The organism is Streptomyces sp. NBC_01257, assembly GCF_035917255.1.
In the GTDB taxonomy this organism is placed as follows: Bacteria; Actinomycetota; Actinomycetes; order Streptomycetales; family Streptomycetaceae; genus Streptomyces.
In genome coordinates, this window is sequence record NZ_CP108472.1 from 7,032,588 (window position 1) to 7,055,010 (window position 22,423).

The window sequence follows — 22,423 nt, forward strand, 5'->3', positions numbered from 1 at the left end:
CGCCCCGTCGGCTGCCGGCCCGGCCGAATCGCTACGGCCGCCGGTCGTCGGCCCCGGCCGTCAGCAGCGCCTCGATCGTGCCTTCCTGGAGCGGATGCGGGGACTGGGCGCCGAGCCGTGCGTACAGCCGGTGCCAGGCGGCTTCGTCGTCCACCGGCAGGTGCTCGTGGACCAGCTCCGCCACCTTCGCCACCGCCTCGGCCACCGCCCGCGGGGCGTCCGTCCGATGGCGGGCGTCGCCGAGGTACTGAAGGACGCACGGGCCCTGTCCGGCGACGGATATCAGGTCGTCGGCGGTGACCGAGCCCTCCTCCAGCATCCGGTCCAGCTGGTCGATGGCGCCGTCAGGCGTGCTCCCGTAGCTGATCCCGGACCGCAGGATCCCGCGCGCGACCACCGGGTCCTCGCTCCGGCACACGGTCCGGTGGCGGCGGTCACGGGCCGCCGCCCCGGCATGCCGGGCCAGCACCTCCCGGGGAGTCGACATGCGGTTGACGATCTGGGGCCAGTGCTCGAAGGGCTCGCGGGCGTGTTCCGACTCCAGCTCCGGCCAGTCGGTCTCCCAGTCGTCGAAGAGCCGCATCAGCTGCGCCGTGTCCGTGGGGCCCGAGCTCCGGCCCACCCGGCGCAGCCGGGCGGCCAGCTTCGGCGTGGTGAACTCCCGCTGCGCACGCGCACGGAGCGCGGCCCCGGGATCGGAGGCCGTCAGCGCCTTGGTGCAGATACGGGTGACGGCGGGGGAGACCCGGCCGGTGGCCAGGAGCGCGGTCAGCCGGGCCGGACCGCCCGCCCGCAGCAGCGCCAGGCAGCCCGTCAGGTGTTCCTGGGCCTTGAACCTCTTCTGGCCGGGCCCGCCGAACGCCGCCTCGATCAGTTCCGGTTCACGCGCCTGGAGGCATTCGTGATGGACGAGGGAGGAGATCTCCGCCGCCCGCGGGGCGAGATCCACCGCGGGGTCGGTGAGGGCCTCCCGCCGCTGATCCGGACCCACGCCGGCCCAGGTGTTCACCACCCTCAGATGGATCTCCTGATCCTTCGGCGCCAGCAGGGGCAGGGCGGTCCGCTCGTCCATGTCCACGCTGCGGGCCAGGACGAGCAGCGCGTCGCGGTCGCCGACGGCCACGAGATGACGCAGCACCCCCGGCGGGGTGCCGTGGCGCACGGCGACCACGTACCGGGCGAGCAGCACGCCCGTGCCGGCGGGCAGCGCGGGCATGACGAGCCCGAGGACGGCACTGTCGGCCCGCCGCAGCACCTCACCGGCCGGCCACCACCACGTCGCGTCGAACAGTTCGTCCGCCGCCGTCCGGTTGCGGCTGCGGCGCGAGAACATCCACTGGTTCTCCAGCTCACGGGCCGGCAGCAGCGAGCCGGGATCGGGCTCGACGGACCCGGCCAGTCCGACCAGTTGGGGCCAGGTGATGTCCGGCCGGTCCGATGCGGGGCGGCACGTCCGCTCCGCCGCCGTCAGAAGCCGGAGCCAGGCCCGCCGGTCGGTGCCCAGCGCGTCGGCCAGCAGGGTCCGCAGCGCGTCCTCGAAGGCGTGACGGACGCGGCTCGGCTGCCACCGCACCCGGACCGGCATCGACAGACGGGCCGGCAGCACCTCCAGGATGTCGGCGGCCGTGACGATGCCGCCCAGGTAGAACGGGGACAGCCAGGTGGCGATGTTCGAGGCACTGCGGTGGTGCGGCAGGCCGCGGCTCGCGGCGTCCGTGTCGCCGCGCAGCCGCTCCAGGACCTCCGCCCGGCCGGACACCGGCACCGGGCGGGGGCCGCGCGGCGCGTTCTCGGGAAATCCGCAGTCCAGCCAGGACGCGACCAGCCAGTCCGGGCACCCCGTCGCCCGCGGCCAGTGGGTGCTGTGCGTGCCGCCGAGGAACCGGACGACCTCCGGATCCCGGGGTGCCGGGGCCGGCACCCCGCTCCCGTCCGCCGCCAGGCGCCGCAAGAGATCGATCGCGGCCACGGCGGAGCGCTCGACCGCACTGAACGGGGCCCAGTGCGCGCCGCGGCTCCGATCGGTGAGCCCGGCCTCCGACGCCGGCGCCGGGCCGTCGCCTCCCGGCCCTGCCGCTGCTGGTTCCGTCGCCCCTGTGATCACCATGAGGAAAGTTCAGCACACGGCTCTGACAACGAAGCGCCGCACGGTCCGGACGGCAGGTCAAAGGCCCTAGGTACCACGGATGTTGGAGAGGCCGAGGCCCAGGCCTCTGCCGTGCCGGTGCGCCAGTCCGTCCTCCATCACCCGGGCGAGCAGGGCGAGGGCCTCCACCACCTTCGTCCGGTCCTCACCGAGCCCGGACAGCAGTTCGGCCTCGGTGGTGACCTGGCGCGGGAAGATCTGGTCGATCGCCCGCTTCCCCGAATCGGTGATCGTCACGAGCGCGGCGCGCCGGTCGGCGGGGTTCGGAGTGCGTTCGATGTGACCGCGCTTCTCCAGCTTGGCCAGCGTCTTGCTGACCCCGGCACGTGACATTCCCATGTTGTCGGCCAGCCGGCGGGCGATGGCCGGCTCCGTCGCGTACCGCAGCGGAATGAGCAGGTCGGCCTCGGGTGCGGTGAGCGGAGCGCCCTCGTAGAGCGGCTCCACCGCGCGCTCGAAGAGCGCGGACACCTGCTTGACGAGGGCCACGACCTCCATGGCGGAGGCGTCGAGCCCGGCATTGTGGCGGACCCAGTCGTCGCGGACACCATCGGGATGGGACTGCACCAGCACTCCTTTGTTAACCAGTGAACCATCGGTTATCTTTTCCTCATGCTATCTCCTTCCTCCGCCTCCGACGAGGCGGCGTCCCGGGCTGCCCGGGCCCGGCCGGCCCCGTCCGCCCCGCCCGTGTCGCCGGGGCAGGTCTCCGCCCTGATCGCCGTGCTGGGTGCGCTCACCGTCGTGGCCCCGCTCGCCACCGACATGTACGTGCCCGGTTTCCCCTCCATGGGGGAAACGCTGCACGCGAGCAGTTCGGCCGTGCAGCTCACCCTGACCGCGTTCCTGGTCGGCATGGTGGTGGGCCAGCTGCTGATCGGCCCGATGAGCGACGGCTGGGGCCGTCGCCGGCTCCTGCTCTCCGGAGCGGCGGGCTTCGTCCTCTTCTCCCTCCTGTGTGCCGTCGCGCCGAACGTCGAACTGCTCACCGCGGCGCGCTTCCTCCAGGGATTCGCGGGCGCGGCCGGCATGGTGCTCGCCCGCGCGGTGATCACCGACTGCTTCCGCGGAGCGGACGTACCCCGCTACTTCGCGCTGCTCTCCCAGATCCTCGGCATCGCGCCGATCGCCGCCCCCGTCGTCGGTGGCGCGGTCCTGTCGCTGTCGACCTGGCGTGCCGTCTTCGTCGTCCTCGCAGTCCTCGGCGCGCTGCTGCTGATCGCCGTACTGAAGAAGGTCCCCGAGACGCTGCCGCCCGAACGCCGGCACAGCGGAGGCCTCGTGGGCACCTTCCGCACCATGGGCACGCTGCTCGGCCACCGCGCCTTCATGGGGTACGTCCTCGTGCTCGGCTTCACCTCGGCGGCACTGTTCGCCTACATCAGCGGCTCCAGCTTCGTCTTCCAGAACGTGCACGGCGTATCGGCCACCGGCTACTCGCTGATCTTCGCGTCGAACGCCGTGGGCATGCTGATCGCCGGAGTCACCTTCGCGCGGCTCTCCGTACGGGTCCGGCTGAACACGCTCCTGATCGCGGGGCTCGCCGTCTCGGGCACCGGGGCCGTCGCGCTGCTGGTCCTGCCCGCGCTGACGGGGGAGCACCTGGCCGTCACCTGGATCTGCCTCTTCGTCGCCATCTCCGGCATCGCGGTGATCTTCCCCTCGACGATGAGCATCGGCCAGAACCTGGGCCGCGGCGCACCGGGTGCGGCGTCGGCGCTCATCGGCGGCCTCCAGTTCCTCTTCGGCGCCGTGGCCTCACCGCTCGTCGGCCTCTTCGGCGAGGACAGCGCGACCCCCATGGCGGCCGTCATCGTCATCTCGCTGGCCCTGGCGGGCGTCGCCCTGGTCCTGCTCGCCCGGCCCTGGCTGAGCCACGGCGAGGTCACCGCCGAACCGGCCGGGAGCGGCAAGCACTGAAGGACCGCGACGGCTCCGGCACCCCGTCGCGCGGTCACACCGTGCCCTGTCCGTGACCACGGGCCTCCCGTACGCTCTGCCGGACGACCGACGAGGGCGCGCGGGAGGAACCGGTGGACGACAGCCGCATGAGGGCACGGGAGTCGGGCATCCCCCTGACCGGCGAACCCGGTCCGTGGAACGCGATCACGGACGTCCCCGGTGTCGAGGTCGGGTACGTGACCCTGTGCGAGGGCGACGACGTACGCACCGGAGTGACCGCGCTCCTGCCGCGCGGCCGGGACGGCGTGGGCACCCCGTGCGCGGCCGGCTGGCACTCGTTCAACGGCAACGGCGAGATGACCGGCACCGCCTGGATCGAGGAGAGCGGCGCGCTCGCGGTGCCGGTGCTCATCACCAACACCTACGCGGTCGGCCCGGTGCACCGCGGTGTCGTCGAGTGGGTACGGGCCAACTGCCGCGGCACGGCGCCCGAATGGCTGCTGCCCGTGGTCACCGAGACCTGGGACGGCCACCTCAACGACATCCACGGCACGGCCGTGGAGCCCCGCCACGCGGCGGACGCCATCGAGGCGGCCGCCACCGGTCCGGTCGAGGAGGGCTGCGTCGGCGGCGGTACGGGCATGCGCTGCTACGGCTTCAAGGGCGGCTCGGGCACGGCCTCGCGGGTGGTGGAGTACGGCGAGGACCGCTATACCGTCGGCGCCTTCGTGCAGGCCAACTTCGGCGCACGGCGCGAACTGGTGGTGGCCGGCGTGCCGGTGGGCCGCGAACTGCCCGACGCGCCCGCCCCGGTGCCCGAAGGTGGACCCCAAGTCCCGCCCGGGGCGGGCTCGGTGATCGTCGTCGTGGCCACCGACGCACCCCTGCTGCCCGGCCAGTGCAAGGCGCTGGCCCGGCGGGCCACCCTCGGCCTCGCCCGCACCGGCACCACCGGGAGCCATTTCTCCGGCGACATCTTCCTGGCCTTCTCCACCGCCAACGCGGGCGCCCTGACCAGCACCTTCCCGGAGAACGACGGCAGCGCCCCGTACGAGTCACTGCGCTTCGTGCCGTGGGGGCGGATGGACGCCTTCTACGGCGCGGTGGTCGAGTCGGTGGAGGAGGCCGTCCTCAACGTGCTCACCGGCGCGCACTCGATGACCGGCCGGGCCGGCCACCACGTCCCGGCGCTGCCCCTGGACCGGGTCGCCGGACTGCTCGCCGCACGAGGCGTGGTGGCGTAGGACGGCCGGCGGTCCGGTGCGATCCGTCAGCGGCGGAGCCGGGCGTTGAGCCGGGCGGCCTCGCGTGTCAGGTGGTCGCGCTCGGCGACGTTGGACGCCTGGTGGGCCGCCTCGGCGTACAGCCGGGCCGCCCTCGGCAGGTCGCCGTCGCGCTCGTGGAGGTACGCCGCCACCGCGGTGTGGCGCGGCAGCGCGGGGTCGACCGCGGCGAGCGCCGCCAGGCCGGCGCGCGGCCCGTCGGCCTCCCCGACGGCGACCGCGCGGTTGAGCCGGACGACCGGGCTGTCGGTCAGGCGGGCGAGCTCGTCGTACCACTCGACGATCTGCACCCAGTCGGTCTCCCCGGTGCTGCGCGCGTCGGCGTGGAGTGCCGCGATGGCTGCCTGGGCCTGGAACTCGCCCAGCCGGTCACGGGCCAGGGCCGCCTGGAGGATGCCGATCCCCTCGGCGATCGACACGGTGTCCCACCGGCCGCGGTCCTGCTCGGCGAGCGGCACCAGACTGCCGTCGGGCGCGGTCCGTGCCGCGCGCCGGGCGTGGTGGAGCAGCATCAGCGCGAGCAGCCCCGCCACCTCGGGATGGTCGATCGCGGCCGCGAGCTGCCGGGTGAGCCGGATGGCCTCGGCGGCGAGGTCGACGTCGCCGGAGTAGCCCTCGTTGAAGACCAGATAGAGGACGCGCAGCACGGTCGAGACATCGCCCGGCCGGTCGAACCGCACGTCGGAGACGGTCCGCTTGGCCCGGCTGATGCGCTGCGCCATGGTCGGCTCGGGCACCAGATAGGCCGCCGCGATCTGGCGGGTGGTGAGCCCGCCGACGGCGCGCAGGGTGAGCGCGACCGCGGACGACGGCGTCAGCGACGGGTGCGCGCACAGGAAGTACAGCTGGAGGGTGTCGTCCGCGGCGGGCGCGGGGCCGGGCAGCGGTTCCTCCTCCACCCGGTCCTCACGCCGCCGGCGCGCGGTGTCGGCGCGGGTCGCGTCGAGGAACTTGCGCCACGCCACGGTGACCAGCCAGGCCTTGGGGTCGCGGGGCTGTTCGGCGGGCCGGACGCGGAACGCCTCGACGAGAGCGTCCTGCACGGCGTCCTCGGCCGCCGCGAAATCCGCACCGCGGCGGACGAGGATTCCGAGCATGCTCGGCGTGAGGCTCCGCAGGAGAGCCTCGTTCATCGGTGGGGGCACTCCTCGACGGTGGGCGACGGGGCCAGGAACGGGCGCAGCTCCAGCCACTCGTGGATCGGCTTGCCACCCGCCCCCGGGGCGGCCGACAGCTCCCCGGCCAGTTCGACGGCGCGCTCATGGCTGTCCACGTCGATGATCATCCAGCCGGCGATGACGTCCTTGGTCTCGGCGAAAGGCCCGTCGGTCACCGGCGGCCGCCCCTCGCCGTCGTAGCGGACCCACTCGCCCTCCGGGGCCAGTGCCTGGCCGCCGACGAACTCGCCGGACTCCTCCAGCCGGGCCGCGAAGTCGTTCATGTACTGCAGGTGGGCCGTGATCTCCTCCGGCGTCCACTGGTCCATGGGGGTGTCGTTGACCGCTGCCGGGGCGCCGCGGTAGTGCTTGAGAAGCAGGTACTTCGCCATGGTGGTCCTCCTCGCCGGTGCGGCCCTTGCGGCCGCGTTCAGTACGGGGACGGAGCCGGTCACCGGTTCTCGACATCGTCGCCCGCTCTTCTTCAGTTCTTTCTTCGGCCTCTTCCTCGGTGCCTCCTCGGCCCTCCGTCGACGAGCCTAGGAGACACCGGCGGAGCCGGCGCCGGGGACCAGCCGGGGGACGAGCCGTACGTACGCGATCATGCCGATGACCTCGACGAGGGTCTGCGTCACCACGACGGCGGCGGCCGCCGACAGCCGGTCGGGCAGCGCGAGGGCCAGCGGCAGCACGACCAGGGAGTTACGGGTCGCCCCGGTGAAGACGACCGCCCGGGAGGCGGCGGTGTCCAGCCGGAACAGCCGGGCGACGGCCTTGCCGGCGAAGGCCATGACGACCAGGAAGGCGGCGTAGAACGGGATGACCGCCGCGATGCCGCCCAGCCCGTCGCCGAGCCCGGGGACCTGGGAGGCGACCACGACGAACAGCGTGGCGGCCATCAGCGGGACCATCGCGGTGCTCGCGGCGTCGGCGGCCCGCCGCCCGGCCGGACGGCGGGCCGCCCACGCCTGGACCGCCCAGGCCAGCGCCAGCGGGACGACGATCAGCACGGCGAACGCCTCGGCGAACGGACCGGCCCCGACGACGCCGGCCAGGTCCGCCCCCATGAACAGGTACAGGAACCCCGGCAGCAGCAGCATCTGCGCGACCAGCAGCAGCGGGGTCGCGGCCAGCAGCCGCCGGCCGGAGCCGCCCGCCAGCCCGCTGAACACGATCACGTAGTCCACGCACGGGCACACCAGCACCAGCAGGACCCCGAGCCGGACGGCCCGGTCGTCGGGCAGGAACGCGAACATCGCCGCGACCACCAGGGGCACCACGACGAAGTTCACCACCAGCGCGGCGGACAGGAACCGCCCGTCGCGCAGGGAACGGAGCAGCTCGGCGGCCGGGACCTGGAGGAACGTCACGAACAGCAGCGCACCGAGCACCGGATTGATCGCGTGCTCCAGACCGGGCCCGGCTCCGGGCGCCGCCCGGCCCACGAGGGCGCCGGCCGCCATGGCGCCCAGGTACACCGCGATCTGGTGCCGTTCCATCCACTCCACCGGACCCGCCGGCTCCTGCGACACCCGCTGCTCCCTCGCTGCGCACACCGGCCACCCGCGCGATGTCCGTGGTGTCCGCCATCCTCACAGGTCCGGCCCGACCCCCGTCCACAGGGCAGCCGGACATCCGGGGCGGTCCTGTCTACAGTGGGAGCGCGTACCAGGAGATACCTGGCATTTACGGACGAATCAGAGGAACCCTCTCATGAGCCTGAGCATCCGCAACCAGATCCCCGGCACGGTCACCGCCGTCACCGCGGGCGAGGCCATGGCCACGGTGAAGGTCCGGCTCACGGGCGGCCAGGACATCACGGCCGCGATCACCCGCGAGGCCGTGACGGACCTCGGCCTCGCGGAGGGGACGCCGGTCCGCACGCTGATCAAGTCCACCGAGGTCGCCCTGGCCACCGGCGCCGTCGAGGGGCTGAGCATCCGCAACCGGATCCCCGGCACCGTCACCGGCGTCACGGCCGGCGGCGCCATGGCGAGCGTCAAGGTGTCGGTCGAGGGCGGCGAGCTCACCGCGGCGATCACGAGGGACGCGGTCACCGATCTCGGTATCACCGCCGGGACGGCCGTGGTCGCCCTGGTCAAGTCCACCGAGATCTCCCTGGGCGCCGGCTGACCCTTACCGCGGCCACCCGTCCGGCCCGGCCCGGCCCGCGGCTGCCCGGCAGGGATTGCGAGGCGATATCCGTTCCCTACCTGGCTTCCGGGGTCCGGGAGAAGGCCTTCCGCCGCATCCGATCACCCTCGTCCCCGGGCCGGGGATCGCTCAGCGGGTCCTCGCCGTACAGGTCCTGGACCCAGTTGTCCTGGTAGACGGTGTCGAGGTAGCGCTCCCCGAGGTCCGGCGCGACCGCCACGGCGGTGAGGTCCTGCCCCGCCTCGTGTTCCGCCAGCCAGCCGGTCGCACCGCTCGCCACGGTGCCGGTGGAGCCGCCGAAGAGGAAGCCGTGCCGGGCCAGGCGGCGGCAGGCTCGGATGGCGTCCGCCTCCTCGACCCGCACGACCTCGTCCACGTACGACTCGTCCAGCAGCGGCGGGCGCATGCTCATGCCCAGGCCCGGAATCATCCGGCGGCCCGGGGGACCGCCGAACGCCACCGAGCCCACGCTGTCCACGGCGACGATCCGCACCGGCCGGTGCCAGGTCCGGAAGAAGCGCGCACAGCCCATCAGCGTTCCGGTGGTCCCCGCGCCGACGAACAGGACGTCCAGCTCGGGGAACGAGCGGGCGATCTGCGGGGCGGTCGTGAGGTAGTGCGCCCTCCAGTTGGCCGGGTTGGAGTACTGGCTCAGCCACACGCAGCGGTCGTCGTCGGCGCACATGCGCCGTACGTACTCCATCCGCGCGCCGAGGAAGCCTCCGTTGGCCTCCTGCCCGGACACCACGTGCACCTCACTGCCCAGTGCCTCCATCATCAGCCGCGTCGCGAGGTTGCAGCGGGAGTCCGTGACGCAGACGAAGCGGTATCCCTTGCTCGCCGCGATCATGCTCAGCGCCACACCGAGATTGCCGGACGAGGACTCCACCAGGACCGAATCGGCGGTGAGGGACCCGTCGCGTTCGGCCGAGGCCACCATCTCGGCGGCCGCCTTCAGTTTGATCGAGCCCGCGAAGTTGAAACCCTCGCACTTGAGGAGCAGCGGCTGCCCGAAGACCGACCGCACGTCGACATAGAGCTCCTCCTCGTTGAATGCCTGAGGAACGGATATGACCGACATGACGTACTCCTCTTCGGGGGACTGGTGCCTGTGCCGGGGGACCGGCCGGTGCTGTCATCCGTAACGGCTCCGTTCGTGGAAGAAGTCGTCGATGATCTGCAGTCGGCCCGCGCGGGCCACCTCGTCGTAGACGTAGCTTCCGACCGCGAGATCGAGCACGCCGAGGCCGAAGGGGGAGAAGACCGCGGGGCGGTCCGCCGGCACGTCCACCAGGCCCGTCATCACGTCGTCCAGCGTGCCGTGCACGAAGTCCCGGTTCCCGGTGAGCTGTTCGGTCAGATGGGGTGAGGTCGAGGCCCGGAGGCAGTGTTCGATGTCGTCCACGATGTTGGTCGAGGCGAGCAGGACCTGGGGGGCGAGGTCGCGCAGCGACACGTGCAGGACCACGGGGTTGTGGTCGAACCACGCCGGGTCGCTGACATGCGGCCGTCCCGCAACGGTCGCGAAGACCACCAGGTCGCTGGTGCGGATCAGCGCCTCGGGGCCGCTGTGCACGGTGACGCGGGCCGCGCTGCCGGACTGCTCCGCGTACAGCCGGAATCCGGCGGCACTGCACGGGGAGACGTCGTACACCCCGATGTCGTCGAACGACCAGCCGGAGCCCTGGAGATAGGTGTGGATGTACCGGGCGATCAGGCCCGTGCCGAAGAACCCGACGCGGGTCGGGCGCGGGCGGTCCCGGCTGAGCCGGTCGGCCGCCGAGGCCGCCGAGGCGGCCGTTCTGCTCGCGCTGATGATCGAGCTCTCCAGGCACGCGAACGGGTACCCCGTGACGGGGTCGTTGAGGATCAGCACGGCGGAGGCCCGCGGCACTCCGGACCCGATGTTCGCAGGGAAGCTGGAGATCCACTTCAGCCCGTCCACCCGCGAGTCCCCGTCGGACACCCGGCCGGACTCCCTGCCGAGGGAGGCGGGCAGGGCGATCATCCGGGCGTCGGGGCGGTCCGGGAAGCGGAGGAACGAGGAGGGCGGGTTCACCGTCCTGCCCGCTCCGTGCAGCCGGTAGGTGGCCTCCACGACCTCCACGATCTCCTTCTCGTGCCCCTCCAGGGCATCTTGGACCTGACCACCGGGAATCACGGCGAACGGAGGAACGGTGATCCCGTCGGAGGAGGCGGAGGAAGAGGACGCGGAGGAGGCAGCGGGGACGGAGGAGACGGTGGAGTCGGGAGAGGCAGCCGCGTGGGCATGGCCGGTGTTCATCGCAGCCCCGCCCCCGTCGCAGCGCCCGCCACCGGCGGACAGGTGTCGAGCCGGGTCGGTGCGGCCATCGCGACGACCACGTCGCGCGGCCCCTCGTACGCCTCCCTGCTGTGCGCGGTCCGCACGTTGTCGACGAGCAGCAGGTCACCCGCGCGCCACGGCAGACGTACGGTGTGCGCCTGGTAGGCCGCGCCGATGAGCCGGACGGTGTCCTCGTCGATGGTTCCGCCGTCGCCGTAACGGGTGTTGAACGGCAGGCCGTCGGCTCCGTACTCGTCGACCAGGTACGCGCGGACCTCGGGGTCGAGGGTCCACTCGTTCAGGAAGGCGATCTGGTTGAACCAGCAACGCCGTCCGCCGGCCGGGTGCCGGACGACGGCACTGCGGTGCTGGGTGGTGCGCAGAGCGCCGTCGGGCTGCCAGGCCCAGTCGATGGCGTGGTCGCGGCAGTACTCCTCCACGGCGTACCGGTCGTCGGTGCCGAAGGCGTCGGCCACGGTGGCCCCGATCTCGCCGTTGTAACTGCGGGTCAGCAGCCAGCCCGTCCGCTCGAAGCGTTCGGCCGGGCCACGGGGCAGCGAGTCGAGGACGGCCGACGCGTCGGCGAGGCAGACGGCTCCGCCGGAGGTGGGCTCGGCGAGGCAGGCGAAGAGCATCAGGCCGGGGAAATCGAGGGTGTAACTCAGCTCGTGGTGCATGCACATGGGCTGGTTCGACGGCCAGGCGGAGGGGGAGTGCACACCCGGCGCGTAGGTCTCCCGCGTCGCGAACGCCTCTCTCTCCCGCACCGGTTCGACGGCCAGCTGACGCAGGACCGCCTCGACGCCGGACGCGTCGCGCAGCCCCAGTCCGCGGACCAGGACCGCACCGTGTTCCTCCAGCGCGGACCGCAGCCCGTCCCGGTTCCGGGACACCCAGCCGGCGGTGTCGTCGCCGTCCGGCACCCGCAGCATCACGGGTGCGCCGGGCGGTGGTTCCAGGCCGTGCGGTGAGGTGGTCGGGTCGGCTGTCTCGATGGCAGACATTCTGGCTCTCTCCTCGTGGTGGTGGTCGGTTCACGGTGTGGTGCGTCGGTCGATCAGTGCGGCCAGTTCGGTGAGTACGGGGTGACGGACGAGGTCCTTGAGCGAGACCTCACGGTCCAGGGCGACCGCCACCGAGACCGCCGACAGCGAAGTGCCGCCGCGGTCGAAGAAGTTGTCCCGCCGTCCCACCCGGTCGCGCGGCACGCCGAGGACCGCGGCCCAGACCCCGGCCAGCCGCTCCTCGGTGGGGGTGCTGGGGGCGTCATCGCCGCGGGTGCCGGTGGCGGCGGGCCGTCCGGCGAGCGCGGTCAGCCGCGCGCGGTCGGTCTTGCCGTTGGGGGTCAGCGGCAGGGAGTCCCGCCGGCGGACGTCGGACGGCACCATGTGCGCCGGCAGGATGTCCGCAAGCCGCTCCCGTACGGTGTCCGGGCGCATCGGATAGGCCAGGGTGCAGAAGGCGGTCAGGTGCCGGCCGGGCCCGGCGTCCTCCACGACCACCACCGCGGCGTCCCGCACACCCGGCACACGCAGCAGCGCGTTCTCGATCTCGCCGATCTCGATCCGGAACCCGCGGACCTTCACCTGGCCGTCCCGGCGGCCGAGGAACTCCAGCTGCCCGTCGGGCAGCCAGCGCCCGAAGTCCCCGCCGAGATGCAGGCGTTCGCCGGGGCGGTGGGGGTCCGGCAGGAAGGCCGCCCGGGTCCGCTCCTCGTCGTTGATGTACCCGCGGCCGACACAGATCCCCGAGAAGGCGATCGCACCGGGGGCGCCCAGCGGCACCGGGGCGAGGTGCTCGTCCACGAGGTAGATCCGCACGTTGCCGACCGGACGGCCCAGCGGCACCACGTCAGTGTCCGGCGGGCCTTCCAGGACGGCGTGGTTGGTGTCGTCGGACGTCTCGGTCAGCCCGTAGGCGTTGACCAGCCGGACCCCTGGCCGGACCCCGAACCAGCGCTGGACGAGATCCTTCCGCAGCGCCTCGCCGGTGACCGATACGCAGCGCAGAGCGGGCAGTTCGCGGGGGTGCCGCTCCAGGAAGGACAGCACGGCGTCGAGGTAGGACGGCACCACCTGGAGCACCGTGGCCCCGCCCCCGGCCAGGGTGTCGAGGAACCGCCGGACGTCCAGGACCGTCTCCTGGCCGATGACCAGGGTGCGGCCGCCGGTCAGCAACGGGGCGAGGAACTGCCACAGGGAGATGTCGAAGCACTGCGGCGCGGTCTGCGCGACGACGTCCTCCTCGCCCAGACCGAGGTCGTCGATCTTCGCGTGGAGGTGGTTGAGCAGTCCGCCGTGCTCGCACATCGCGCCCTTGGGCTCACCGGTGGACCCGGAGGTGAAGAAGACGTACGCGAGCGCGCCGGAGCCGACCGGGACACCGGGGTCGCTGTCGTCGCCGCCCTCCGCGCACACCCGGTCCAGGCGCAGCGACCGGACGGCCGGCGCGCGGTCCCCGGCGCCGCCGAGCGCGGCGGTGGTGCCGGGCCCGGTCAGCGCCAGGGCGCAGCCGGCGCGGCCGAGCATGCCGGCGACCCGGGCGGGCGGGTAGTGGGGATCGACAGGCAGATAGGCGCCGCCCGCCTTGAGGATGCCGAGGACGCCCGCCACCCACTCCAGGGTCCGCTCGCTCACCACGGCGACGACGTCCTCACGGCCCAGACCGGCGTCGAGCAGCGCGTGTGCCACCCGGTTGGCCCGGCTGTTCAGCTCCCGGTACGTCCACCGCCGGCCGTCCTGAACGGCCGCGACGGCGTCCGGGCGGGCGCGCACCCGCTCCTCGAACACCGCGTGGCAGGGCAGGCCGGGCAGTTCGCGGCGGGGTCCGGCGAGTCCGTCGATCTGGTACCGGATCTCGTCGTGCGACAACAGGCTCTGCCCGGCGTGTTCCGCGTCCGGACCGGCGGCCATCAGCCGGAGTGCGGTGAGGTGGTAGCCGAGGATTCTGGTGGCGCACTCCTCGTCGATGACGTCGGTGCGGTACCGCAGCCCGATGACGGTCCGCCCGCCCGGCCGCGCGACCGTCAGGCGGAGCACGGCGGTGTCCCGTACGGACTCCGCGTCACCCGTCGGATCGAACACCGCCTCGGGGGCGGCGGCGGGGAGGCCCAGCTCGTCCCGGAGCGCGCCGACGGCGAACTCCCGGTGCGCCAGCAGCTCCTGCTCGGTGGCCGCCGCGTGCAGCAGCAGCGCCCGCCACGAGGTGCCGTCGGCCGTCAGCCGGCAGGGCAGCGGTTCCGGGTGCGCGGCGGTGACATAGCCGGTGGTCACGGCGGATTCACCGGACAACGCCGCGAGCACCTTGGCGTGAGCGGCCAGGACGAGGGCGGTGACACCCACGCCGGCGGATGCCGCCAGCGTGTCCAGCTGTTCGACGAGGGGTGCGGGAAGCGTCGCCCCGACCACCGAGGTGCCCGGCACCGGGGTGCGCGTCCAGCGGGGCACCGAGGTGGTCCCGCCGGCGGTGAGCACATCGCGCCAGTACTCCGCGTCGGACCGTGCGTGCGTGTTCATCGCGTCGCCTCCATGTCCCGGGCGCTGCCCGCCTGCATCGGACGGGCCGGGTTCCCGCCCCAGGAGGCGCCCGGCGGAACGGTCTCGCCCTTCATGAGGAACGAGTCCGGGGCGAGCACCGCCCCGTCCCCGATCGTCACGCCGTAGTGCACGAACGCCCCGACCCCGAGCGTGCAGCGGGAACCGACCGCGGACCGGTCGGACTTGAAGGTGCCGTCCTCCTGCGAGTGGCACTGCACGACGCTGCCGGCGTTGAGGGTGACGTCGTCGCCGAGGGTGACCATCGTGCGCTCAGTCAAGTAGCAGCCGTCGTCGAAGAGCCTGCGGCCGGTCCGTACACCCAGCAGACGCCAGATGACGCTCTTGAAGGGCGTCCCGTTGAAGATCTGGAGATACGTCTCCGACGGCACCTTCCAGAACCGCTCCCGCTGCCAGAAGCGGCGGTCGTAGATCGAGCAGAACAGCGGGCCCGGCGGGTGGCGGCGGACGACCGCGCGTTCCACCAGGACGAAGTACACGGCGCTCACGACCATGACGAGCACATTGCCCAGCGCGACCGCCTCGGCGCCGATCGAGGTGTAGAGCTCCGCGGTCCCCGACACGACCAGGGTGACCACGAACGCGTAGAACCACCGTGCCAGCAGGTACAGCCCCATCGACGCGGCGTTGTGCCGGTTCTTGGCGGCGAGGCCGCTGCGCAGCGTCTCGCCGCTCTTCATCAGGTCGAAGCTGCTGTCACGCCGGACCGAGCGGGGGATCTCGAAGCTGGGCGAGCCCAGCAGGCCGACGTTCTCCCGGATGTTCCCGTCGACCGGCACCATGACCTTGGTCGCCAGCAGACAGTTGTCGCCCGTCCTGCCCCGCGACGGGTAGGCGATCCTGTTGCCGAGGAAGTTCCGCGCCCCGATCGCGGTCCGGGACACCCGGAACGACGTACTGGAGAACTCGGCGTTGTTGATGGACAGCCCGTCGGCCACCATCGTTCCGGTCCCGACCGCACTCAGGTACGGCGTCTCGTGCTTCACCTCGGTCCCGAAGTTCGACCCGGTCTGCTCCACCCGTGAGAGGTCGTAGCCGAGCAGCCGGAGGTACGGGACGATCCCGGAGCTGTCCCCGAACAGCCGGGTCAGGAAGCGCCTGTTGGTCAGCAGCGTGATGGCGCGGTGCGCGCCGTAGTGGAAGCCGTAGAGCGGGTAGACCTTGTCCGGCTGGATCGTGCGGCTGAGCAGCCGGGGGACGATGGCGAGCAGCAGGAACCCGAGCGGCGCGACCACGAAGAGCAGGACGAACGAGGCCGCCAGCGCGTCCCGGTAGAACACCCAGCTCGTCAGGACCGAGGGCCCCGGTTCCAGCACCGCGGACAGCTGCGGTGCCTCGGCCAGCAGAATGGCGAGGCCGCCGACCGCGAGCGGCAGATAGACGAGCAGGGCGCTCAGCAGCTGGGTGACGCTGTGCACGGACCTGCGCAGGGCGCCGCAGGGCACCGGCCCCACCACCTCGTACGCCGAACCGGCACGCTGGGCCGGCGATCCGTGCCAGTGCTCGCCGGCCGGTATCGCCTGGCCGCTGTGCAGGGAGGACGCATGGGCCAGCCTGGCCCCGTCCCCCATCGAGGTCCCGATGTCCAGCACCGCCGCCTCGGCGACGACGGTGTCCCGCCCCAGGGTCACGCTGCCGGTCTGGATCACACCGTCGTGCGCGCGGTAGCAGGAGAAGAAGGAGTCCTTGCGGATGACCGAGGACCCCCCGACCGTGAGCAGGTCGGTACAGAGAGGCACGTTGCGGGAGAAGATCACGGCCCCCGGCCCGATGTGCGCGCCCAGCGCCCTGAGGTAGAGCGTGTAGAGCGGCGATCCGACGAACAGGACCAGCGGGTTCGCGCGGACCAGTGTCCTGACGATCCAGAGACGGACGTAGGCCAGGCTCCACACCCGTATCCGCCGGGACGTCCAGCGCCCGACCAGCACCCATTTCACCGCGACCGGCAGGGCGGACAGCCCCAGGAGGACCAGGGCGCCGAAGAGGACGGAACGGACGTACACGTCGACCGGACCGGACCCGTCGGAGATCCACTCGTAGCCCCGGGCACCGATCAGTGCGACGAGACCCGAGTAGGCGAGGAAGGCCAGAAGCTGCAGCGCCCCGCACAGGACGTACCGGGGCTTGCCCACGGGGGGTGCCGGCGAGCGCGCGGACGGAGCGGAAGCAGACGGCTCCGGCTCCGGCGGCGTGGCCGGTACGGAGACCGCCTGCGCGCCTGCCAGGGCGGCGACGGAGGGATGTGCGTACACGTCCTTCATCGAGACCGGCGCCAGATCGGCGCGCTTCCTGATCCGCGCGCAGAAATGAGCCATCACCAGGGAATCGGCACCCAGATCGTCGAAGAAGTCACTGTCCGTGTCCACGTGGTCCAGGTGCATCACCTCGGCGAGCACCTGCGCGAGTGCCCCGGCCGTGCCCGTGACGGAGGTGCCGGGTGGTCCCGGGGGAGAGGCCACGGCCTCCCCGCTACTCGGGAACACGGTGGCGACCAACTTTCCCGTCATGGGAACTCCCTGGGCAGGACTCGACCTCGGTGGGCCCGGCGTGGGTCACGCGCGGGACGCTCTATGAGTCATTCGAGACCGACCGGGAGGGCGGATTGCCGCAAATCCAAAGAAAAGTAATATTTCGCCCAAGAAAGGGCACCGGGGCGTGCCCCGGTGCCCTTCTCTCACCCCGCCGGCTCGACGGCGGGGCAGCGGGAGCCGCGCGGCGGAATCCTCAGGGAGACCAGATAGGCGTCGGCCACCTCCCGCACGCAGGGGCTGCTGCCGTACGTGCCGTGGCCCCGCCCCTCCAGCGGCTGCCGCCGCTCCGCGCACCCGACACCTGACTGACCCTCATGACGCCTGCCCCTCACCTTGTCCGAGGTGTCGAGCATCGTCGCGCGGGTGCTTCCCCCGGCATCCGGAAAGACCCGGGACCTGCCCCTTGGGGGCGGAGGCCGGCGCTTGCCGGACCGTCGCCCTACGCCGTGTTCCCAGCCCCCGGGCCCGCGGAATCCGGGGAGATCGGGGAGTCGACGGGGGAGGCGGGGCGCGGGATGCGGACGGCCGGGGCGTACTGCGCGGCCTGGGCTTCGAACATCGCGGCGTAGCGGCCGCGGGCCGCCATCAGCTCGTCGTGGCTGCCCTGTTCGGCCAGCCGCCCGCGGTGCAGGACGTAGATGCGTTCGGCGTGGCGCACGCCGGACATCCGGTGGGTGACGAGCACGACGGCCCGGTGCGGGGCGGCGAGCCGGCGGATGCGGTCGAACGCCTCGATCTCGGCCTCCGGGTCGAGCGCGGACGTCGGTTCGTCCACGATGAGGAGGCTGTCCGCCCGCGAGGTGGAGCTGCGCCAGTGGGTACGGGCCAGCCCCACCTTCTGCCACTCACCGCCGGACAGTTCGATCGCTCCGCGGAACATCCGGGCCAGCAGGCTCTGCAGGCCGTCGGGGAGCCTGGCGATGACCGGTCCGGCCCCGGCGTAGTCGACGGACGGCTGCAGGTCCGCCGCCGATGCCGGGTGTTCCGGGCGGCCGATCCGGATGTTCATCGCGGCGGTCACCGGCCAGCGCTGGAAGTCCTGCGTGAGCAGCGCGACCCGCTCGAAGACCTGGGCGCGGTCGAGACCGGCGATGTCCGCATCGCCCCATCGCAGGGTCCCGGCCTGCGGCAGGAGCAGACCCGAGAGCACCTTCATCAGCGTGCTCTTTCCGGAACCGTTCTCACCGACCACCGCCGTGACCGACCCCATGGGCAGTGTGAGCGACACCTCGTCCAGCGCCGGTCTTCCACGGTCGGGATAGGAGTACGTGACCTTGTCGAGGGCGATGTGCTCGACCCGGTCGGGTACGGCCTCACCGCCCTCGGGGATGGCGCGCCGGGCGGCCTGGCCGAGGAAGCGCGAGTGGTCCCGGACGTACAGGGACTCCTCGTGCAGCTGGTTCACGTTCATCACCAGCGCGCCCAGGCTCGCCGATCCGGAGCGGACGGCGATGACCGCGGTGCCGGCCACGGCCAGACTCATCCGCCCGCTCATGATCAGCCAGAACATGGTCCCGTACGTCACCGCCATCGCCAGACCGGACAGCGCGGCGGCGACCCATTCGGTGAGGGCCTTGCGGGAGGCCAGCCGCTCCTGCTCGGCCTCGGCGCTCTCGGCCATCCGCCGGTACCGGCTGAGGAGGAAGGCACCGACGCCGTGGATGCGCACTTCCTGGGCGGCGGTGCGCTCGGTGAGCAGGTTGCCGATGAGCCGGCTGGCCCGCACGTGCTCGATCCAGCTCATCACCGACACGTACCGCTCCTGCGCCACCCGCATCGCGCCCCAGCCGCGGGGTGCGGCGATGAGGACCAGCATGGGCAGCAGGGTCCAGTCCAGGACGCCGAGCACCCCGGCGGTGGCGATCAGCGAGATGATCCCGTTCAGCGCGGACACGCAGGAACCGATCATGCGGCGGGCGGAGGCCGGGCCGAACTGGGCGATGTCGACGAGTCTGCGGAAGTCCGGGTCGTCGATGGCTTCGAGCTCCACGGATGCTGCGGCGTCCAGATACTGCGTGGTGGCGATCCGCTCGACGAGCGGTTCGAGACGCCCGGCGCGTGAGGTGGACCACGCCGCCAGAACGGAGTTGGCGACGGCGATGCCGGCCGCGGCGGACAGACCGGGCAGCAGGGCGTGCAGCCGGTCGGCGGCGGTGCCGGTTCCGCCGAGCAGGGCGTGCATGACGGAGTTGACGGCGAGCAGGCCGACCGCCGCGGCGATGCCCTGACCGATCTCGCTGACCCCCACCGCGAGGAGCGCGCGTCGGTCGGCGCTCCACGCCATGCGCAGCGTCGCACCGACCAGCGCCGGCATGGAACGCAGCGCCGAGACCATGGTCAGGTCGAGCGTGGCGTGTTCGTGCTGGGACCAGCCCATGTCGTACCGCAACGGCCCGCCGAACAACTCCCGTTCGGCCTCGGACACCTGCGGTTCCGCCATCTTCAGCGGTCCGAAGAACCTCTTCACGGGTTGCCTCCCCGGTCGTGTGCGCAGCTCATCGCCACCCCTCCCGAACCAGACGCTCGACGGTACGGCGGCCGCGTACGGTCACCTCGGCATCGCCAAGGCGGGGGCCGTGGGCCAGCGCGCTCGCCGCGTCCGCCGCGGCGAACGCCACCAGCGCCTGCCGCTCGGCGGCGGAGAGATCCCGCCCGTATCCGGCGAACATCGCGGTGCGCAGATCGGGGTGGTCGGGCCAGACGGCGGTGGCGAGTCTCACGAAGTCGGCGACGAGCGGACCCGGGGCGCTGCGTTCGTAGTCGATCAGCGCGCAACGCCGCCCGTTCCAGAGCATGTTGCGTTCCCAGAGGTCCCCGTGGAGGAGGCCGAAGGGCAGTGGGCCGAGGGCCGGGAGGGAGCTGACGAGGCGACGGAGCATGTCGGCCTCGGCAGGGGAGAGATGGTCACCTGCGCCGGTGATGTGCTTCTCCAGGCCGGCGCGGGTCGCCTCGACGGCGTGCGCGGCCTCGGCCTCGGCCCCGGCCCGAGGCCGAGGCAGCGCCTCGTGGAAGAGACGCAGCAGCCGGCCGGCCTGCTGGTGCGCGGCGCGCCGCCGCGCGGGCGAAGCGGCCGCACCCTTGAGGGGCCGGCCGTCGACGGCGGTCAGGACCAGAGCCAGCAACTGCGCCGAACTGTCCTTCAATACAGGAGCGTTGGCGAATCCGAGTCGCGGGACGGCCTCGCGGTAGGCGCGGGTCTCACGGGTGTAGAGGACCGGTCGCGGCGCCAGCTTCACGTAGTGACGCCCGGCGCGGCCGGCGACCTCCCAGACCTGGGAGTCCGCGCGGGCGTGCGAGGCGTCGCGCAGGACCTGAACCGGTCCCAGGACCGATTCGACCCACCGGGCCAGTGCCGCGGGCAGACTGCGGGACCCCTTCATGCCAGGTACCTCGTATCCGGTCGGGAGCCGTCGCTGAGGAATCCGGTGCAGCCCTGGGCGAGATGGGCGGACGCGGCCGGGCGAGGAGTCGTCGTCTTCTCGAACACAGGATGAACGAGGGCAGGGTGAGGCAAGCGATGCATGAGTGTTCCTTGGGATGCGATACGGACAGGTGCTCGGTTAACCGGGGTTCTCGCGTCTCCGTTACGGGTGCGCGAGGGCGAAATCTAGAACGCAATATCGAATAGAGGGGCTCCCCTTGATACGACTGAGAGCACCGGCCCGTGATCCTGCGTTCGATCACTCCTGTGGGTCTGGGTACTGCTTATGGGGGATTGCGAAGCGGGGTCGGCACACAGGAGCGGGCGTGCCGGCAGCGGTCTACGCGGGGAGCGGAACGGGGCCCCGCCGCCCGGCCGTCACGCCACAGTGGTGACCATGCCGAAGCGAGTGGCCGTCCTGTCCGACATCCATGGAGTCCTGCCCGCCCGCGAGGCGGTGCTGGCCGAGCCGGAGGTCCGCGCCGCGGACCGCATCGTGCTCACCGGCGACATCACCGCCGGCCCGCAACCTGCCCAGGTGCTGGATCTGCTGACGTCCCTGGGGGACCGTGTCGCCTGGGTCAGCGGGAACGCCGACCGCGAACTCCTCGAACACCGCACCGGCCGGCGCGACACCGTCCCCGACCCGATCGCCCCCTGGGCCGCCGGACAGCTGCGCCCGGACCACCTGGAACTCCTCGCCCGCCTGCCGCTGTCCCTCACCCTCCCCGTGCACGGCATGGGGAGGGTCCTGTTCTGCCACGCCACCCCCAGGGACGATGAGGAGGTCGTCCTGGTCGACTCCCGTCCCGACCGCTGGCGGGAGGTCCTCGGCGGACTCGACGCCGACGTCCGCACGGTGGTCCTCGGCCACACCCACATGCCGTTCGTCCGCCTCGCCCACGGCCGCCTGGTCGTCAACCCCGGCAGCGTCGGCATGCCCTACGGCCGCACCGGAGCCCACTGGGCGCTCCTGGGCCCCGGCGTCGAGCTCCGGACCACGGACTACGACATCGAGGCGGCGATCACGCGGCTGGCCCGGGACTCGTCCTACCCCGGAATCACCGAGTGGGCCGACTACTTCCTCCGGGCCCGGGCGACCGACGCCGACGCCCTCGCGGCCTTCGGCCCGCGGGACGGGCGCGGTGACACCGTGTGACAGGTGCCCGGGTGTCCACGTGGACCCCACCACAGGCGCCCGGGGTGTCCAGGCGCGAACCTGGGCGCCCCGGGCGCGTTCGGAGCCGACGTATGTCACGCCGCCTGGAGCACCTCACAGGAGCAGTGCCGGAATTCCAGACCGAGTTCGCGGTCCACGGCCTCGCTCGAACGCGTGGCGGCGTCGGCGACCTTCTCCCACGAGCCGTACTTCAGGTACAGCTGGTCCGCCGTCGGGCCGAGCGGGTTGCCGTACTTCTTCTCGTTGCGCGCCTCCAGTTCCGCCACCTGCTCCGGCGTCATGCCGGCGCGGACGATGTCCTTGGCGTCGTTGCGCATCTGGACCAGCGCGCGGGCGATGTCCTCCTCGGAGCGCCCTTCCGCGCGCATGGCGCACTCCGTGCGTTCCATGTCCTTCAGGAGGCCGTGATAGCGCATCCGCTGATCACGGGCGACCTCACGCTCCTGCGGCGTCTCGCTCCGGATCAGGCACACCACCGGTTCCGGGCTGGTGCACGGACCGTCGTCCGGAGCGGCCTGCGAGACGGGAGCCACGACCACCGAACCGCAGGCGGCCGCGGACCGGCACGGCTGCGCCGGGTGCCCGGCGGCCGAGGCGGGCTGGAGGGGAAGGAGGACGACTTGGGCGACCAGCAGCGTGGGAACCACGCGGCGGGCCAGCGAACGCAGAGTGATCGATGACATGCGCTCATCGTTGGACAGGCCGGCACGGGCGCCGGGCAGCGCGAGGCCGAAATACCCCCGGCGGCCGGTTCACTCCACTCCGCCGAGTGAACCGACGACGCCGGGGG

18 protein-coding genes are annotated in these 22,423 nt (G+C 72.4%); 4 read left to right on the forward strand and 14 right to left on the reverse strand.

Features of this window, described 5'->3' with window-relative positions; genetic code table 11:
• Positions 1-31 precede the first annotated feature (31 nt).
• Entirely contained in the window at positions 32-2,107 is a 2,076-nt protein-coding gene (locus OG408_RS30725) for a hypothetical protein (RefSeq protein ID WP_326673110.1), read from the reverse strand.
• Positions 2,108-2,173: 66 nt separating this feature from the next.
• The gene (locus OG408_RS30730) at positions 2,174-2,713 is read right to left on the reverse strand and encodes a MarR family winged helix-turn-helix transcriptional regulator (protein ID WP_285571435.1); all 540 of its coding nucleotides are present in this window, start codon (positions 2,711-2,713) and stop codon (positions 2,174-2,176) included.
• Between the two features lie 45 nt (positions 2,714-2,758).
• Between OG408_RS30730 and OG408_RS30735 the strand changes: the two genes are divergently transcribed.
• Together OG408_RS30735 and OG408_RS30740 are read left to right on the forward strand one after the other, a co-directional pair.
• Positions 2,759-4,066, forward strand: coding sequence for a multidrug effflux MFS transporter (locus tag OG408_RS30735; protein ID WP_326673113.1), 1,308 nt, complete (start codon positions 2,759-2,761; stop codon positions 4,064-4,066).
• Positions 4,067-4,194: 128 nt separating this feature from the next.
• A complete protein-coding gene (locus OG408_RS30740) occupies positions 4,195-5,292 on the forward strand; it encodes a DmpA family aminopeptidase (protein ID WP_326674619.1) in 1,098 nt (365 codons plus the stop codon).
• A gap of 26 nt (positions 5,293-5,318) precedes the next feature.
• Here OG408_RS30740 and OG408_RS30745 read toward each other — a convergent pair whose 3' ends face one another.
• From OG408_RS30745 to OG408_RS30755, 3 genes are all read right to left on the reverse strand, one after another.
• Complete coding sequence (locus OG408_RS30745; RefSeq protein WP_326673115.1) at positions 5,319-6,464, reverse strand: RNA polymerase sigma factor; 1,146 nt, start codon at positions 6,462-6,464, stop codon at positions 5,319-5,321.
• On the reverse strand, positions 6,461-6,880 hold the full coding sequence (locus tag OG408_RS30750) for a YciI family protein (RefSeq protein WP_266784017.1): 420 nt from the start codon (positions 6,878-6,880) through the stop codon (positions 6,461-6,463). Before OG408_RS30750 ends, OG408_RS30745 begins: the two co-directional genes overlap by 4 nt.
• Positions 6,881-7,027: 147 nt before the next feature.
• Positions 7,028-8,020, reverse strand: coding sequence for an arsenic resistance protein (locus OG408_RS30755; protein WP_285571445.1), 993 nt, complete (start codon positions 8,018-8,020; stop codon positions 7,028-7,030).
• 181 nt (positions 8,021-8,201) lie between these two features.
• On the opposite strand from OG408_RS30755, the gene OG408_RS30760 reads away from it, so the two are divergent.
• The gene (locus OG408_RS30760; protein WP_266784021.1) at positions 8,202-8,621 is read left to right on the forward strand and encodes a TOBE domain-containing protein; all 420 of its coding nucleotides are present in this window, start codon (positions 8,202-8,204) and stop codon (positions 8,619-8,621) included.
• 76 nt (positions 8,622-8,697) lie between these two features.
• Here OG408_RS30760 and sbnA read toward each other — a convergent pair whose 3' ends face one another.
• From sbnA to OG408_RS30800, 8 genes are all read right to left on the reverse strand, one after another.
• A complete protein-coding gene (gene sbnA, locus OG408_RS30765; RefSeq protein ID WP_266784023.1) occupies positions 8,698-9,723 on the reverse strand; it encodes a 2,3-diaminopropionate biosynthesis protein SbnA in 1,026 nt (341 codons plus the stop codon).
• A gap of 54 nt (positions 9,724-9,777) precedes the next feature.
• Positions 9,778-10,926, reverse strand: a complete 1,149-nt coding sequence (gene sbnB, locus OG408_RS30770) for a 2,3-diaminopropionate biosynthesis protein SbnB (RefSeq protein WP_285571450.1) — start codon at positions 10,924-10,926, stop codon at positions 9,778-9,780.
• Entirely contained in the window at positions 10,923-11,951 is a 1,029-nt protein-coding gene (locus OG408_RS30775) for a TauD/TfdA family dioxygenase (RefSeq protein WP_442806078.1), read from the reverse strand. Before OG408_RS30775 ends, sbnB begins: the two co-directional genes overlap by 4 nt.
• Before the next feature lie 30 nt (positions 11,952-11,981).
• Complete coding sequence (locus OG408_RS30780; protein WP_326673120.1) at positions 11,982-14,462, reverse strand: non-ribosomal peptide synthetase; 2,481 nt, start codon at positions 14,460-14,462, stop codon at positions 11,982-11,984.
• A complete protein-coding gene (locus OG408_RS30785) occupies positions 14,459-17,008 on the reverse strand; it encodes a Pls/PosA family non-ribosomal peptide synthetase (protein ID WP_442806079.1) in 2,550 nt (849 codons plus the stop codon). Before OG408_RS30785 ends, OG408_RS30780 begins: the two co-directional genes overlap by 4 nt.
• A 167-nt stretch (positions 17,009-17,175) precedes the next feature.
• The gene (locus OG408_RS30790; protein WP_326673121.1) at positions 17,176-17,385 is read right to left on the reverse strand and encodes an alpha/beta hydrolase; all 210 of its coding nucleotides are present in this window, start codon (positions 17,383-17,385) and stop codon (positions 17,176-17,178) included.
• 86 nt (positions 17,386-17,471) lie between these two features.
• The gene (locus OG408_RS30795; RefSeq protein WP_442806080.1) at positions 17,472-19,499 is read right to left on the reverse strand and encodes an ABC transporter ATP-binding protein; all 2,028 of its coding nucleotides are present in this window, start codon (positions 19,497-19,499) and stop codon (positions 17,472-17,474) included.
• Positions 19,500-19,527: 28 nt separating this feature from the next.
• Positions 19,528-20,412: a phosphotransferase gene (locus tag OG408_RS30800; protein WP_326673123.1), complete on the reverse strand. Its 885-nt coding sequence runs from the start codon at positions 20,410-20,412 to the stop codon at positions 19,528-19,530.
• 438 nt (positions 20,413-20,850) lie between these two features.
• Here OG408_RS30800 and OG408_RS30805 point away from each other — a divergent pair, with 438 nt between their 5' ends.
• On the forward strand, positions 20,851-21,612 hold the full coding sequence (locus OG408_RS30805; RefSeq protein ID WP_326673125.1) for a metallophosphoesterase family protein: 762 nt from the start codon (positions 20,851-20,853) through the stop codon (positions 21,610-21,612).
• 95 nt (positions 21,613-21,707) lie between these two features.
• On the opposite strand, the gene OG408_RS30810 is transcribed toward OG408_RS30805, so the two are convergent.
• Positions 21,708-22,316, reverse strand: a complete 609-nt coding sequence (locus OG408_RS30810; protein ID WP_326673127.1) for a hypothetical protein — start codon at positions 22,314-22,316, stop codon at positions 21,708-21,710.
• Positions 22,317-22,423 lie beyond the last annotated feature (107 nt).